We start from the raw sequence: 13,905 nt of genomic DNA, 5'->3' as shown, positions 1-13,905 counted from the left end.
TCCGGTGCGTTATCGATCTGGTCGAAAGCACGCGCCTGGCCACCGAATTTCTTAGCCAGTACGTTGGTGATTGCAGCAGTCAGGGTAGTTTTACCGTGGTCAACGTGGCCGATAGTACCAACGTTAACGTGCGGTTTTTTACGTTCAAATTTTTCTTTAGACACGGCTATATTCCTTAATCTTGTGCTCCCCCCTATTGGAGAGAGCACGGGATCATTGTGTTAAACCCGAAGGCTTATTTACCACGGGCTTCGATAACGGCCTGAGCGACGTTGTTCGGTGCATCATCATACTTCAGGAATTCCATGGTGTATGATGCGCGACCTTTGGTCAGAGAACGCAGCTGAGTTGCATATCCGAACATTTCAGACAGCGGCACTTCAGCGTGGATCTTAACGCCAGTCACTTCGGATTCCTGACCGCGCAGCATACCGCGACGACGGCTCAAGTCACCGATAACGTCACCGGTGTTCTCTTCCGGCGTTTCTACCTCAACCTTCATGATTGGCTCAAGCAGAACTGGTTTAGCTTTTTTGAAGCCATCTTTAAACGCTAAAGAGGCAGCCAGTTTAAACGCCAGTTCAGAGGAGTCAACGTCATGGTAAGAACCGAAGTGCAGACGGATACCCATGTCAACAACCGGGTAGCCAGCCAGCGGACCGGCTTTCAGCTGCTCCTGGATGCCTTTATCAACGGCAGGGATGTATTCACCAGGAATTACACCACCTTTGATGTCGTTGACGAACTCGTAGCCTTTCGGGTTGGAACCCGGCTCCAGCGGGTACATGTCGATAACAACATGACCATACTGACCACGACCACCAGACTGCTTGGCGTGTTTACCTTCGATATCGGTAACTTTCGCACGAATCGCTTCGCGGTAAGCAACCTGAGGTTTACCCACGTTAGCTTCAACGTTGAATTCACGCTTCATGCGGTCAACGATGATGTCGAGGTGCAGCTCACCCATACCAGCGATGATGGTCTGGTTAGATTCTTCGTCAGTCCATACGCGGAAGGACGGGTCTTCTTTCGCCAGACGGCCCAGAGCCAGACCCATTTTTTCCTGGTCAGCTTTGGTTTTCGGTTCTACGGCGATGGAGATTACCGGCTCAGGGAATTCCATACGCTCCAGAATGATCGGCGACTCTGGGTCACACAGGGTGTCACCAGTAGTTACGTCTTTCAGACCGATAGCAGCAGCGATGTCGCCTGCGCGAACTTCTTTGATCTCTTCACGTTTGTTAGCGTGCATCTGAACGATACGACCGAAACGCTCACGTGCAGCTTTCACGGAGTTCAGTACGGTATCACCAGAGTTAACCACACCGGAGTACACGCGGAAGAAGGTCAGGTTACCCACGAACGGGTCGGTAGCAATTTTGAATGCCAGAGCAGCAAACGGCTCATCATCGCTAGCGTGACGCTCAGCCGGGGTGTCTTTACCGTCGTCCAGCATGCCGTTGATGGCAGGAACGTCGGTCGGTGCCGGCAGGTAGTCAACTACTGCATCCAGCATCGCCTGAACACCTTTGTTCTTGAACGCAGAACCACAGGTAACCAGAATGATTTCGTTGTTCAGCACGCGCTGACGCAGAGCGGTTTTGATCTCTTCCTCGGTCAGCTCTTCGCCGCCCAGGTATTTTTCCATCAGCTCTTCAGATGCTTCAGCTGCGGATTCGATCAGGTTCTGATGCCACTCTTCAGCCAGTTCCTGCATGTCGGCCGGGATGTCTTCGTATTCGAAGGTCACGCCCTGGTCTTCATCGTTCCAGTTGATGGCTTTCATTTTCACCAGGTCAACAACACCGGTGAATTTCTCTTCAGCACCAATAGCCAGCTGCAGCGGAACCGGAGTCGCGCCCAGACGGGTTTTGATCTGGCCTACAACTTTCAGGAAGTTGGCGCCCATGCGGTCCATTTTGTTAACGAACGCGATGCGCGGAACTTTGTATTTGTTAGCCTGACGCCATACGGTCTCAGACTGCGGCTGAACACCACCAACCGCACAGTAAACCATTACTGCACCGTCGAGCACACGCATGGAGCGTTCTACTTCGATGGTGAAGTCAACGTGTCCCGGGGTGTCGATGATGTTGATACGGTGAGCATCAAATTGCTTCGCCATACCAGACCAGAACGCAGTGGTTGCAGCAGAAGTAATGGTAATACCACGCTCCTGCTCCTGAGCCATCCAGTCCATGGTGGCGGCGCCGTCGTGAACTTCACCGATTTTGTGGTTTACACCGGTGTAGAACAGGATACGTTCGGTAGTCGTGGTCTTACCGGCGTCGATGTGAGCACTGATACCGATGTTACGATAGCGTGCAATGGGTGTTGTACGAGCCATTTGATTCCTCTATCACTAGGACGTTCAAGTTCAGTTAACCCAAGCGGGTTGGCTTCTTGAAGCGCCCGCTTGGTTAGCATAACTACGGCGTGGTGATTACCAGCGGTAGTGGGCGAACGCCTTGTTGGCTTCTGCCATACGGTGAACGTCTTCACGTTTCTTAACAGCAGTACCTTTGTTCTCTGCTGCATCAGAAAGTTCGTTCGCCAGGCGGAGAGCCATGGATTTATCACCGCGTTTACGAGCAGCTTCTACGATCCAACGCATTGCCAGGGCATTACGACGAACCGGACGGACTTCAACTGGTACCTGATAAGTAGAACCACCAACGCGACGGGACTTAACTTCTACAGTCGGGCGCACGTTGTCCAGAGCTACTTCGAAAGCTTCCAGATGGCCTTTACCAGAACGCTGAGCCAGGGTCTCCAGCGCGGTATAGACGATTGCTTCAGCAGTAGATTTCTTACCATCTACCATCAGGATATTTACAAATTTGGCCAGCAGCTCAGATCCGAACTTAGGATCCGGCAGAATTTTACGTTGACCAATGACGCGACGACGTGGCATGGAATTACTCCGTTGTTAATTCAGGATTGTCCAAAACTCTACGAGTTTATTTTGACATTAAAGTGAAAATGTTTGGCCTTACTTAACGGAGAACCATTAAGACTTCGGCTTCTTAACGCCGTACTTAGAACGAGCTTGCTTACGGTCTTTAACGCCGGAGCAGTCAAGTGCGCCGCGCACGGTGTGGTAACGCACACCTGGCAGGTCTTTTACACGACCGCCACGGATCAGGATCACGGAGTGTTCCTGCAGGTTGTGACCTTCACCGCCGATGTAGGAGGTGACTTCAAAACCGTTGGTCAGACGAACACGGCATACTTTACGCAGTGCGGAGTTCGGTTTTTTCGGGGTAGTGGTATATACGCGGGTGCATACGCCACGTTTCTGCGGGCAGGCTTCCAGCGCCGGAACGTTGCTTTTCGCAGCCTTCACAGAGCGTGGTTTGCGTACCAGCTGGTTAATCGTTGCCATTAAAAAAGCTCCTGGGTTTGCTTCGTAAACACGTAATAAATCGCCTCGTATGCGGATAGGCAAAGTACGAGGACGCAGAATTTTATGGCTGACCATGAAAGGTGTCAAGAAATATACAGCGCCAGCTGTAATTACCCTGCGACGTGTTGTGCGTGCTTTACGGTCAGCGTAACGAAAGTAGTATAACCGATCAGCGTGATTTTGTCTGAAATTTGAGCAGTCAGCCCGCGGGCTTCGACATCCTCTTTCAGCGCATAAAGAGAGATGGGGGCAGCCAACAGCCAATCAAGGGCCGCGCTGCCTTTTAAGCCGGCCAGCACACCATCCTGCATCAGCAACAGGTCATCGCCCTGCCCCGCCAGGCGCAGCAACGCAGGCAGATCAGACTGAAAAGGGGATTGGGAAAGCGTAAACAGCATGGGGTACCTGTTAAAAAGTCATGACGGCATCAAAACCGGCCAGCCGCTCACGCAGTGCCTCCGGGGCCAGCACCTCGGCATCGAGTACCCAGTCCAGATCAACCGGCAGGCCACGTGCCTGAAGGGAGGCCTCACACAGGTAACACTGTTCCACGTCATAAAGCGGCAGGACACCAAAGGTCGCGATGTAATTACGGGCCAGAATTTTTTCCGGGGTTTGATGGGGAAGCAGTTGCAATACACCGTCCCCCACAAAAAATACCCCTACCTGCTCGCTGAGCGCAGAGGTGGCCAGCAGGGCATCCAACCCCTCGCGGCCTGCAGAGGTGCCATGTGGCCCGCGGGTAAAGACAAACGCCACACGTTTCATATTTTCGTCCATCAGAATTGCACCAGCCGGTCACAGCTCAGCGCGGCTTCCGCCAATGCGCCCAGGCCGCTCAGGGTAAACCCGGCCTGCAGGTTGGCCTGTCCCAACGCGAGTTGCTGTGCTTCATGGTCGTCAGTGACGCCACGGCGCAATGCCGCCGCCACACAGACATTCAAGGCAACCTGATGTTCTGCGGCCAGTTGCTGCCAGGCACGCACCAGGTCAAATTCATCACCGGCCGGTGCCGTGAGCTGGTTGGCATTCAACACGCCTTCCCGATAAAAGAACACGCTTTCCAGCCGGTGCCCTTCGGCCAGCAGCGCCTGCGCAAATTGCCAGGCAGAGCTGGCTTGCTGTGTCCCGTAAGCCGGGCCGGTGACCAGTAAGGCATAACGCAGCATCAGCGGTCATTGCCCAGCAGGTCACCGCTCTTAAATTGGCGGATATAGAGATAAACCGTATGTTTGGAGATATTGAGCCGGTCGGCCACCTGGTTGATGGCGTCTTTGATGTCAAAAATCCCCTTCTCATACAGGTTCAAAACCACCTGCCGGTTTTTGGCGTTGTTGGAGACGTTGCGATCGGCGTTGACCTCTTCGATGGTGAACTCCAGCGTCTGCGCGACCAAATCGTCCACTGACGACGCAAAGTTGACCGACGAACCGACTTCCTGCGCCTCCGGCGGCATAAAGGTCTGCATAATCTGGGAGAACGGCACATCCAGGTTCATGTTGATGCACAACAGCCCGATAACCCGCTGCTCCTGGTTGCGGATGGCAATGGTCACTGATTTCATCAGCACGCCGCTTTTTGCCCGCGTAAAATAGGCATTGGAGACGCTGCTGTCGGCGCCGGCCATGTCATGCAACATCCGCAGAGCCAGATCGGTAATCGGTGAGCCGATCTTACGGCCGGTGTGTTCACCGTTGGCGATCCTGACCGCTGAGCACTTCAGATCTTCCAGCGAGTGCAGGACAATTTCGCAATGCGAACCGATCAGCATCGCCAGCCCGTCTACCACCGCTTCATAAGATTTCAGAATTTCATAATCGGTGGCGGTAAAAGGGCGTTGTTCCAGCAGATCAAGGTCGCTGGTTTCGCCAGGTAAGAGCGAATTAGACATCGGAGATACCATCCTCTGTGTAGAGAGCCTACCCGGCTTCCCGCCGGCAGGCTCATCACGCAATATCTTTAGGCCGTCAGTCTAGCAAATCTGCGGGAGTAACGACGCCGGAATTGCTAAAGACGTTATGCCTGTGGGCGAAAGGCGTCAAGTTATCCACATCAGCCCGGTGTGATGAGGCGTGAGACCAGGGAAAAGGCATAAAAAAACCGCCGCCCGGAGGCAGCGGTTTTCAGCAGAAACCAGGGCGGGTTATTGCCCTTTGGCGCCCGCGTCAGCAGCGTCAGCCGGTTTTTCTGCTTTCGCATCCCCTTTCGGCGCAGCTTTCACATCCAGCAGTTCAACATTGAACACCAGCGTGGAGTTAGCCGGGATACCCGGGACACCGGTTTTACCGTAAGCCAGTTCCGGCGGGATGACCAGGGTGATCTTGCCGCCTTTTTTGATGTGTTTCAGGCCTTCAGTCCAGCCTGGGATAACGCCGTCCAGACGGAAGGAGAGCGGCTCACCACGGGTATAGGAGTTATCGAACTCCGTGCCGTCGGTCAGGGTGCCCTTGTAGTTCACCACGACAGTGTCGCTGTCTTTCGGCGTATCACCGGTACCTGGTTTCTCTACCTGGTACAGCAGGCCGGATTCTGTTTTCTTCACGCCTTTTTCTTTGGCGAATTTATCGCGGTATGCCTGGCCTTTGGCCGCATTTTCCTGCGCGTCTTTTTCCATCTTCGCCTGAGCAGACGCTTTTACGCGCGCTTCAAAGGCTTGCAGGGTCTGTTCAATTTCCTGGTCAGAGAGTTTGCTCTTGTCGGCAAACGCATCCTGAACACCGGAGATCAGCTGCTCTTTGTCCAGCTTGATGCCCAGCTTCTCTTGCTCTTTCAGGGAGTTATCCATGTAACGGCCCAGGGAGGCACCCAGCGCATACGCGGATTGCTGATCTTCATTTTTGAAGGCGCTGTTAACGGCCGGGGCGGCCGCGGCTGCCGGGGCGGCGGTAGTCTCTGCTGCTTTAGCCGTATCCGCCGCCATCACCTGAGTGGCGCTCAATGCCATTGCCATTGTTGTTGCCAACAAGGTTACGTTAAAAAGTGATTTCATCCATTTCTCCAATGGCTTAGGGGGTATGGCCCCAAGCAACGATTACAAAATTTCTCTGGCTACTATAACTGTCTGCGCGGCGGCAAAACAATCTCTATACTCACCAAATGCGTTATATTCCGACCCTGATTCCCCCAGGAAGTTTCGTTTCCGGTGAATTCATCGTGTTACCGCCGGGCGAGACACCAAGCAATCCGCGGACAATGCAGGTAGAATCCTGCTTCTTACCCCGATCCGCCGGACCGGCGAATGACAGAGGACAGCAAGTATGGATCAGAACGCCTTCGAACAACGGTTAGACATGCTGGAAAGCCGCCTGGCCTTTCAGGAAGTGACGATCGAGGAGCTGAATCTGATTGTGACAGAACACCAGCTTGAGATGAGTAAACTTCAGGACCGCCTGCGCCTGCTGACGGAAAAACTGCGCGCGGCACAGCCTTCAGCGGTTGCGCATCCGTCGGAAGAGACCCCGCCGCCGCATTATTGAGGGGACGCCGGTCGAAAAACGCCAGGCTCCGCGCATAAAAAAGGCTGCCTCAGGCAGCCTTTTTTGTGGCACGCGCTCAGGGTGACGAGCGCTTATTGGTGCCGGTGCTTAGTGGCAGCCACAGCCGCCGTTACCGCATCCGCCTTTACCATGATCATGGTCGTGATCGTGGTCATGGCCGTGACCGCCGCAGCAGCCGTCGCCGTGGTCATGGCCGTGGTGGTGGTCGTGCTCGCCGTGAACGTGGCCGTGGGCCAGTTCTTCTTCGGTCGCTTCACGAATCGCCACAACTTCAACGTTGAAGTTCAGGTTCTGACCAGCCAGCATGTGGTTACCGTCAACGGTCACGTGGTCGTCTTCCACATCGGTGATTTCAACCGGAACCTGACCCTGATCGGTATCCGCCATAAAGCGCATCCCTACCTGCAGTTCGTCAACGCCCATGAAGACGTCTTTCGGTACACGCTGCACCAGGTTTTCGTCATAGTTACCGTAGGCTTCGTTCGCGCCGACATGCACGTCGAAACGATCGCCGACGTCATGACCTTCCAGCGCGTTTTCCAGACCTGCGATCAGGGAACCGTGACCGTGCAGATAGTCCAGCGGCGCACTCACCGGAGACTCATCAACCAACACACCGTCTTCTGTACGTACCTGGTAAGCCAGGCTGACCACCAGATCTTTTGCAACTTTCATGATATCTCCTACCGTTGGAAAGCAAATTGGCGCAGATTGTAGCGGAAATCTGCGGCGCTGTACTCATCAGCATAAAAAAACGCGTCGCGACACCCTACTCAGGATGGAAAATACCGATAACCTGTTCTTGCGGGCGCACATGCTGCTTAACCTGTTCTTCCGTCTGACGCTGATGATGGCCGCATTTGACACACTCCACCACTTCCACCTGATCCTCGCGCCATAACATCAGGCTGTCCAGCGCCTTACACTGCGGGCAAACGGCCCCGGCAATGAAGCGCTTACGTGTTGCTGACATGCTGTTGACTCCAGAATAAACCGCCATACTTCCGGTCTGTCTGACTATCCGGATGCACCTCGGCCGGAAAAGGTTCTTTCCAATGAAATAAAGCACCGGACGTCACGCCCGGCGCTTCGCACTGACTACCAGTCTAGAACGGATAGGCGCACACCTCAATCCGTGTGGCTATTCATGTTCATCCCAGCCATCCCGCTGGCGGCGTTCATTATGCATCTCACGTTCAAAAATATCCTCCAGCTCACGCCGTGCCTCGCGGATGCGGGAGATTTGCGCCACCTCGCCCTGGCGCTGCGGCACCAGCTCGCGCAACATGCGCATATCCAGCCGCCGGAAATGCTGCTGTGCACGGTAGGCCTGATGCGGGTGCATCCCTAAAGTAGTCAACGCTTTACGGCCCAGCTCCAGCGCGCTGGAAAAGGTTTCACGCGAGAAGTTCGCCACCCCGGCCTGTAACAGTTCATGGGCTTCCACACGGCCGCGGGCGCGCGCCAGAATCTCCAGGTCAGGGAAATATTGCTGGCATAAACGCACGATCGCCATCGTGTCTTCCGGGTCGTTACAGGTGATCACTATCGAGCGCGCTTTCCCGGCACCGGCGGCGCGCAGCAGTTCCAGTTCGGTGGCATCGCCGTAGTAGACGTGATAGCCGTAGCTGCGCATCAGGCTGACGGCGCTGATGTCCCGCTCCAGCACGGTAATGCGCATTTTATTGGCGATCAGCAAACGGCCAATCACCTGCCCAAAGCGCCCGAAGCCCACCACAATCACCTGGGGATCGTCATCTTCCACATGGTGTTGTTCATCCTGCTCCTCCTGCGCGTTATAGCGCCGGGCCAGCAGGCGATCGATGTTCTGCATCAGCAGCGGTGTGGTCATCATTGACAGCGTCACCACCACCAGCAGCAGCGCCAGCTGGTCGGACGAAATCACCCGCTGCGCGGCGGCAGCCGAGAAAATCACAAACGCGAATTCACCGCCCTGGCTCAGCACCCCGGCAAATTGCAGCCTGACCGAGCGGCCAAGGCCAAACCCCCTGGCCAGCGCATACAGGATGCTGCTTTTCACCAGCACCAGCAGCGCGACGCCAATCAGCACCTGCACCACATGGGTGTAAAATACGCCCAGATTGAGCGCCATCCCTACCGAGATAAAGAACAGGCCGAGCAGCAGCCCTTTGAACGGCTCAATGGCAATCTCCAGCTCATGCTGGTATTCGCTCTCTGCCAGCAGCACCCCGGCGATAAACGTGCCGAGCGCCATCGAAAAGCCCAGCGCATCCATAAACAGCGCAGCGCCCAGCACCGTCAGCAGCGCCGCGGCGGTAAAGACTTCACGTACCTTGGCCGCCACAATAAACCGCAACAGCGGCCGCAGCAGGTATCGCCCGCCGATCAGCATCCCGCCAAACGCCGCGGTTTTCATGGCAATCCGGCTCCAGTCATACTCCCCTTCCCCGGCACCGGCCAGCAACGGAATCAACGCCAGCGCAGGGATCACCGCCATATCCTGGAACAGCAGCACCGAGAAGCCGAGCTGGCCGCCCTCATTGCGCTTCATGCCTTTGTCTTCCATCAGCTGCAACGCCATCGCCGTGGAAGACATCGCCAGCCCGATGCCGCCAATCACCGCCGCCTGCCAGGCAAACTGAGTAAAGTAGAGCAGTGCGCTGAGTACCGCCGCCGTCAGCAGCACCTGCCCGGCACCCACGCCAAAAATAGAGCGCCGCAATTGCCACAACTTGGCCGGGTTCAGCTCCAGCCCGATGATAAACATCAGGAACACCACGCCCAGTTCGGAGAAGTGCAGAATCTCCTCCACGTCGCGGATCACCCCGACGCCCCACGGGCCGATGGCAATGCCCGCCAGCAGGTAGCCCAGTACCGCGCCGATCCCCAGCCGCTGGGCAATCGGTACGGCCACCACGGCGGCGAACAGGAAAATCAGTGCCGCCGTCAGTACATGCGATCCTTCCATCTAACGTCCTCCATTCGGCAGCGGCGAGCGCAGCCAGTCGGCATACGCGCTGGCGTGGCTGGCCAGCACATCCGGCGGCTGCCGGCGCGCCCAGTACACCACCATGGGTGAAAGCCAGTGCATACGGCACATGGCGGCGGTCAGCTCAAACGGCCGCAAAATGTCTGACATCGGGCAACGGTTATAGCCCTGTGCGCTATACGCACCTTCCGGCTCCCCGGTGGTGATCACCGTTCGCCAGTATTTGCCGTGCAAGGCGTTGCCGCCTGCCCCGCTGGCAAAGCCCCGTTCCAGCACACGGTCCATCCACTCTTTCAGCAGGGCCGGGCAACTGTAGGTATAGAGGGGATGCTGGAAAACGATGATGCTGTGCTCACGCAACAGCTGTTGTTCGTGATGGATATCAATAAAGAAATCGGGATAGTGCGCGTAGAGATCGTGCACGGTGACATGCCCGAGCTGCCGGGCCGGCGCAAGCAGGATGCGGTTGGCAACCGAGTCCTGCGATTCCGGGTGGGCGTAGAGCAGCAAAACCTTGGGCGGCTGCGACATCATTCCCTCCAAAGCGTCGTCAGGGTGCGGATTTTCCGTTACCATGCTCCGCAAGATTAGATCAGGACGCCTGGCGTCTGGTTACCACGCATTGTGGTCAGCTTACCGGTCGTTAATTTAACATATTCTGAACATACGGCGCTTTATGATTGTTTTCTCCTCGCTTCAAATACGACGCGGTACCAGGGTGCTGCTGGACAACGCCACCGCGACGGTCAATCCGGGCCAGAAAGTCGGGCTGGTGGGTAAAAATGGCTGCGGTAAATCTACCCTGCTTTCGTTGCTGAAAAGTGAAATGAGTGCCGACGCCGGCAGTGTCACGTTTCCCGGCAACTGGGCGCTGGCGTGGGTGAACCAGGAGACGCCGGCGCTGGATGTCCCGGCGCTGGAGTATGTGATTGACGGCGACCGCGAGTTCCGCCAACTGGAAGCGGAACTGGCCCAGGCCAACGAACGCAATGACGGCAACGCGATTGCGCTGGTCCACGGCAAACTGGACGCCATCCAGGCCTGGACGATCCAGTCACGCGCCTCCAGCCTGCTGCACGGGCTGGGCTTCTCGCAGAGCCAGCTCCAGCAACCGGTGAAGGATTTCTCCGGCGGCTGGCGGATGCGCCTGAACCTGGCGCAGGCGCTGGTGTGCCGCTCTGACCTGCTGCTGCTGGATGAGCCCACCAACCACCTGGACCTCGACGCCGTGATCTGGCTGGAGAAGTGGCTGAAAAGCTACCCCGGCACCCTGCTCCTGATCTCACACGACCGGGATTTCCTCGATCCGATCGTAGACAAAATCCTGCACATTGAGCAGCAGACGCTGAACGAATATACCGGCAACTACTCCTCGTTCGAACGCCAGCGCGCCACCAAACTGGCGCAGCAGCAGTCGCTCTACCAGAGCCAGCAGGAGAAAGTCGCGCATCTGCAAAGCTACATTGACCGTTTCCGCGCCCAGGCCACCAAAGCCAAACAGGCGCAGAGCCGCATCAAAATGCTGGAGCGCATGGAGCTTATCGCCCCGGCACATGTGGATAACCCGTTCCACTTCAGTTTCCGCGCGCCGGAGAGCCTGCCCGACCCGTTACTGCGCATGGAAAAAGTCAGTGCCGGTTATGGCGAGCGCACTATCCTGGAGTCGATCAAGCTGAATCTGGTGCCCGGCTCGCGCATCGGCCTGCTGGGGCGCAATGGTGCCGGTAAATCGACATTGATCAAGCTGCTGGCCGGTACCCTGCAACCGCAACAGGGCGAAATCGGCCTGGCAAAAGGGGTGAAGCTGGGTTATTTCGCCCAGCACCAACTGGAATTCCTGCGTGCCGATGAATCACCGCTGCAGCACCTGAGCCGGCTGGCCCCGCGTGAACTCGAGCAGCAACTGCGCGACTACCTCGGCGGTTTCGGCTTCCAGGGCGATCAGGTCACGGATAAAACCGAACGCTTCTCCGGCGGCGAAAAAGCGCGGCTGGTGCTGGCGCTGATTGTCTGGCAGCGCCCCAACCTGCTGCTGCTCGACGAACCGACCAACCACCTCGACCTTGATATGCGCCAGGCGCTGACGGAAGCGCTGATCGACTTCGAAGGCGCGCTGGTGGTGGTTTCGCATGACCGGCACCTGTTGCGCTCCACCACCGACGATCTCTACCTGGTGCATGGCGGTAAAGTTGAGCAGTTCGACGGTGATCTGGAAGATTACCAGCAATGGCTGGTGGAGCTGCAACGGCAGGAGAGCCAGCAGGATGCCCCGGCCAAAGAGGCCGGCAGCAACAGCGCACAGGCACGCAAAGACCAGAAACGCCGCGAGGCGGAGCTGCGCAGCCAGACGCAACCGCTGCGCAAAAAATTGCTGCAACTGGAGAAGCAGATGGAGAAGCTGGGCGCAGAGCTGGCCGGCGCCGAGGCACTGTTAGGCGACACCGCCCTCTACGACCCGAGCCGCAAGGCCGAACTCACCGCCTGCCTGCAAACGCAGGCGCAGGCGAAGTCCGCGCTGGAAGAGGCGGAGATGGCCTGGCTGGAGATTCAGGAGCAGCTCGAGCAGTTCGACACAGAGTAACCGGCGCGGATGCCGTACAGAGAAGCCCGGCCATGCCGGGCTTTTTTCTGCGCCGTGCATACCGGGCGCGCCTGGCCCTGCGGTTGTGCGATATGATAAACATGATCAGGCTATAGTATTTACCTGACACCAATCCTTACCGCCCCTGCTGATAAAAGAAAAACGTCACGTTATGCATGAAACCTTTCAGGCGATGCGCGGTGCCCGTAACCCGCACCTGCAAACGCTGCTGCCCCGGCTTTACCGGCGGCGCGCCCTGCTTACGCCCCACTGGCAACGGCTGGAATTGCCGGACGGTGATTTCGTCGATCTTGCCTGGAGCGAGCCACCGGAGCAGGCCGCGCACAAGCCGCGCGTCGTGCTGTTCCACGGGCTGGAAGGCAGCTTCTACAGTCCCTATGCGCATGGGCTGCTGCACGCCTGGCAACAGCGCGGCTGGCTGGGCGTGGTAATGCACTTTCGCGGGTGCAGCGGTGAAGCCAACCGTTTGAAGCGTATCTACCACTCCGGCGAAACCGAAGATGCCCGCTTCTTCCTGCGCTGGCTGGAGGAGACACACGGCCGGGTGCCGACGGCAGCGGTCGGCGTCTCCCTGGGCGGCAATATGCTGGCCTGTTACCTGGGTGAAGAGTCGGAGCGCGCGCGGCTCTGCGCGGCGGTGGTGGTCTCGGCACCGCTGATGCTGGAACCCTGCTCACTCAAGCTGGAGCAGGGCTTTTCACGCGTCTACCAGCGTTACCTGCTCGACCAGCTTAAACGCAATGCCGCGCGGAAATTGCAGGCTTACCCCGACACGCTGCCCGTCAGCCTTGAGCAGCTAAAAGCGCTGAAGCGCCTGCGTGATTTTGATGACGCCATTACCGCCCGCGCGCACGGCTTCCACAACGCGCTGGATTACTACCGCCGGTGCAGCGCCATGCCGCTGCTGCCGCGCATTACCACGCCCCTGCTGATTATTCACGCCAGGGACGATCCTTTTATGACCGACGCCGTGATCCCGGATGCCGCCCACCTGCCGGCGAATGTGGAGTACCAGCTGACCGAGCACGGCGGCCATGTGGGTTTTGTCAGCGGCAGTTTTAAGCGGCCGCAAATGTGGCTGGAACAGCGGATCCCCGCCTGGCTGGCCCCCTATTTACAGGAGCCTGAAACATGATTATTCCCTGGAAAGATCTCGACAGTGACACGCTGGATAACCTGATTGAAGCCTTTGTGCTGCGTGAAGGCACCGATTATGGCGAACATGAGCGCACGCTGGCGCAGAAAGTTGAGGATGTGCGCCGTCAGCTGAAAAGCGGCGAGGTGGTGCTGGTCTGGTCTGAGTTGCATGAGTCGGTCAATATTATGCCGCGCGGCCAGTTCCGGGGCGATGCACACGAACAGGGCTGACGTCATACGGTGGCCTGCCGGCACTGGCTGCATACGCATAATTATGATAACACTATAA

Annotated in this window: 17 protein-coding genes; 4 read left to right on the top strand and 13 right to left on the bottom strand. The window is 57.1% G+C overall.

Annotated elements, in window-relative coordinates; genetic code table 11:
* The 9 genes from JK232_RS04390 to fkpA all read right to left on the bottom strand — a co-directional run.
* Positions 1-164, bottom strand: a 164-nt coding sequence (locus JK232_RS04390; protein WP_241506094.1) for a GTP-binding protein, incomplete at its 3' end; no start/stop codon positions are given.
* A gap of 71 nt (positions 165-235) precedes the next feature.
* Positions 236-2,350 carry an elongation factor G gene (gene fusA, locus JK232_RS04385; RefSeq protein WP_072927413.1) on the bottom strand — a complete coding sequence of 705 codons (2,115 nt, stop codon included), beginning with the start codon at positions 2,348-2,350 and terminating at the stop codon, positions 236-238.
* 96 nt (positions 2,351-2,446) lie between these two features.
* Positions 2,447-2,917 carry a 30S ribosomal protein S7 gene (rpsG, locus tag JK232_RS04380; protein ID WP_005969574.1) on the bottom strand — a complete coding sequence of 157 codons (471 nt, stop codon included), beginning with the start codon at positions 2,915-2,917 and terminating at the stop codon, positions 2,447-2,449.
* Positions 2,918-3,013: 96 nt separating this feature from the next.
* Positions 3,014-3,388 (bottom strand): 30S ribosomal protein S12, encoded by a 375-nt coding sequence (gene rpsL, locus JK232_RS04375; protein ID WP_072927415.1) that lies wholly within the window; start codon positions 3,386-3,388, stop codon positions 3,014-3,016.
* Positions 3,389-3,519: 131 nt separating this feature from the next.
* Positions 3,520-3,807 carry a sulfurtransferase complex subunit TusB gene (gene tusB, locus JK232_RS04370; protein WP_101827731.1) on the bottom strand — a complete coding sequence of 96 codons (288 nt, stop codon included), beginning with the start codon at positions 3,805-3,807 and terminating at the stop codon, positions 3,520-3,522.
* Positions 3,808-3,817: 10 nt separating this feature from the next.
* A complete protein-coding gene (tusC, locus tag JK232_RS04365; RefSeq protein ID WP_072927876.1) occupies positions 3,818-4,177 on the bottom strand; it encodes a sulfurtransferase complex subunit TusC in 360 nt (119 codons plus the stop codon).
* Positions 4,178-4,188: 11 nt separating this feature from the next.
* The gene (gene tusD, locus JK232_RS04360; RefSeq protein WP_165698456.1) at positions 4,189-4,575 is read right to left on the bottom strand and encodes a sulfurtransferase complex subunit TusD; all 387 of its coding nucleotides are present in this window, start codon (positions 4,573-4,575) and stop codon (positions 4,189-4,191) included.
* A gap of 2 nt (positions 4,576-4,577) precedes the next feature.
* Positions 4,578-5,300, bottom strand: a complete 723-nt coding sequence (locus tag JK232_RS04355) for a helix-turn-helix transcriptional regulator (RefSeq protein ID WP_072927421.1) — start codon at positions 5,298-5,300, stop codon at positions 4,578-4,580.
* A 252-nt stretch (positions 5,301-5,552) separates the two neighbouring features.
* Positions 5,553-6,398, bottom strand: coding sequence for an FKBP-type peptidyl-prolyl cis-trans isomerase (fkpA, locus tag JK232_RS04350; protein ID WP_072927422.1), 846 nt, complete (start codon positions 6,396-6,398; stop codon positions 5,553-5,555).
* Positions 6,399-6,666: 268 nt separating this feature from the next.
* On the opposite strand from fkpA, the gene JK232_RS04345 reads away from it, so the two are divergent.
* Entirely contained in the window at positions 6,667-6,885 is a 219-nt protein-coding gene (locus tag JK232_RS04345) for a protein SlyX (RefSeq protein ID WP_072927424.1), read from the top strand.
* A 108-nt stretch (positions 6,886-6,993) separates the two neighbouring features.
* Here the strand turns inward: JK232_RS04345 and slyD are convergent, their stop codons facing one another.
* From slyD to kefG, 4 genes are all read right to left on the bottom strand, one after another.
* Positions 6,994-7,581 (bottom strand): peptidylprolyl isomerase, encoded by a 588-nt coding sequence (gene slyD, locus JK232_RS04340; protein ID WP_072927426.1) that lies wholly within the window; start codon positions 7,579-7,581, stop codon positions 6,994-6,996.
* Positions 7,582-7,675: 94 nt separating this feature from the next.
* Positions 7,676-7,879, bottom strand: coding sequence for a YheV family putative zinc ribbon protein (locus JK232_RS04335; protein WP_072927427.1), 204 nt, complete (start codon positions 7,877-7,879; stop codon positions 7,676-7,678).
* Between the two features lie 168 nt (positions 7,880-8,047).
* On the bottom strand, positions 8,048-9,856 hold the full coding sequence (gene kefB / locus JK232_RS04330) for a glutathione-regulated potassium-efflux system protein KefB (protein WP_072927429.1): 1,809 nt from the start codon (positions 9,854-9,856) through the stop codon (positions 8,048-8,050).
* Entirely contained in the window at positions 9,857-10,408 is a 552-nt protein-coding gene (gene kefG, locus JK232_RS04325) for a glutathione-regulated potassium-efflux system ancillary protein KefG (RefSeq protein ID WP_072927878.1), read from the bottom strand.
* Between the two features lie 145 nt (positions 10,409-10,553).
* Between kefG and JK232_RS04320 the strand changes: the two genes are divergently transcribed.
* From JK232_RS04320 to JK232_RS04310, 3 genes are all read left to right on the top strand, one after another.
* Positions 10,554-12,458, top strand: a complete 1,905-nt coding sequence (locus JK232_RS04320; protein ID WP_072927430.1) for an ABC transporter ATP-binding protein — start codon at positions 10,554-10,556, stop codon at positions 12,456-12,458.
* Between the two features lie 172 nt (positions 12,459-12,630).
* Positions 12,631-13,614, top strand: a complete 984-nt coding sequence (locus JK232_RS04315; protein ID WP_101827735.1) for a hydrolase — start codon at positions 12,631-12,633, stop codon at positions 13,612-13,614.
* Positions 13,611-13,847, top strand: coding sequence for a YheU family protein (locus JK232_RS04310; protein WP_072927434.1), 237 nt, complete (start codon positions 13,611-13,613; stop codon positions 13,845-13,847). The genes JK232_RS04315 and JK232_RS04310 overlap by 4 nt, the downstream gene beginning before the upstream one ends.
* The last annotated feature ends 58 nt before the right edge of the window (positions 13,848-13,905 follow it).

The sequence above is a fragment of the Nissabacter archeti genome, assembly GCF_018257325.1.
Taxonomy (GTDB): domain Bacteria; phylum Pseudomonadota; class Gammaproteobacteria; order Enterobacterales; family Enterobacteriaceae; genus Chimaeribacter; species Chimaeribacter arupi.
The sequence above is the reverse complement of the archived record's forward strand: the minus strand, read 5'-3'. Positions and strand labels throughout refer to the sequence as shown.

Bases quoted from the DNA above. Each gene is read 5' to 3' on its own strand.
- kefB (WP_072927429.1), bottom strand. From the start codon at position 9,856: ATGGAAGGATCGCATGTACTGACGGCGGCACTGATTTTCCTGTTCGCC.
- JK232_RS04320 (WP_072927430.1), top strand. From the start codon at position 10,554: ATGATTGTTTTCTCCTCGCTTCAAATACGACGCGGTACCAGGGTGCTG.
- JK232_RS04345 (WP_072927424.1), top strand. From the start codon at position 6,667: ATGGATCAGAACGCCTTCGAACAACGGTTAGACATGCTGGAAAGCCGC.
- fusA (WP_072927413.1), bottom strand. From the start codon at position 2,350: ATGGCTCGTACAACACCCATTGCACGCTATCGTAACATCGGTATCAGT.
- rpsL (WP_072927415.1), bottom strand. From the start codon at position 3,388: ATGGCAACGATTAACCAGCTGGTACGCAAACCACGCTCTGTGAAGGCT.
- slyD (WP_072927426.1), bottom strand. From the start codon at position 7,581: ATGAAAGTTGCAAAAGATCTGGTGGTCAGCCTGGCTTACCAGGTACGT.
- tusC (WP_072927876.1), bottom strand. From the start codon at position 4,177: ATGAAACGTGTGGCGTTTGTCTTTACCCGCGGGCCACATGGCACCTCT.
- rpsG (WP_005969574.1), bottom strand. From the start codon at position 2,917: ATGCCACGTCGTCGCGTCATTGGTCAACGTAAAATTCTGCCGGATCCT.
- JK232_RS04335 (WP_072927427.1), bottom strand. From the start codon at position 7,879: ATGTCAGCAACACGTAAGCGCTTCATTGCCGGGGCCGTTTGCCCGCAG.
- JK232_RS04355 (WP_072927421.1), bottom strand. From the start codon at position 5,300: ATGTCTAATTCGCTCTTACCTGGCGAAACCAGCGACCTTGATCTGCTG.
- fkpA (WP_072927422.1), bottom strand. From the start codon at position 6,398: ATGAAATCACTTTTTAACGTAACCTTGTTGGCAACAACAATGGCAATG.
- kefG (WP_072927878.1), bottom strand. From the start codon at position 10,408: ATGTCGCAGCCGCCCAAGGTTTTGCTGCTCTACGCCCACCCGGAATCG.
- JK232_RS04310 (WP_072927434.1), top strand. From the start codon at position 13,611: ATGATTATTCCCTGGAAAGATCTCGACAGTGACACGCTGGATAACCTG.
- tusB (WP_101827731.1), bottom strand. From the start codon at position 3,807: ATGCTGTTTACGCTTTCCCAATCCCCTTTTCAGTCTGATCTGCCTGCG.
- JK232_RS04315 (WP_101827735.1), top strand. From the start codon at position 12,631: ATGCATGAAACCTTTCAGGCGATGCGCGGTGCCCGTAACCCGCACCTG.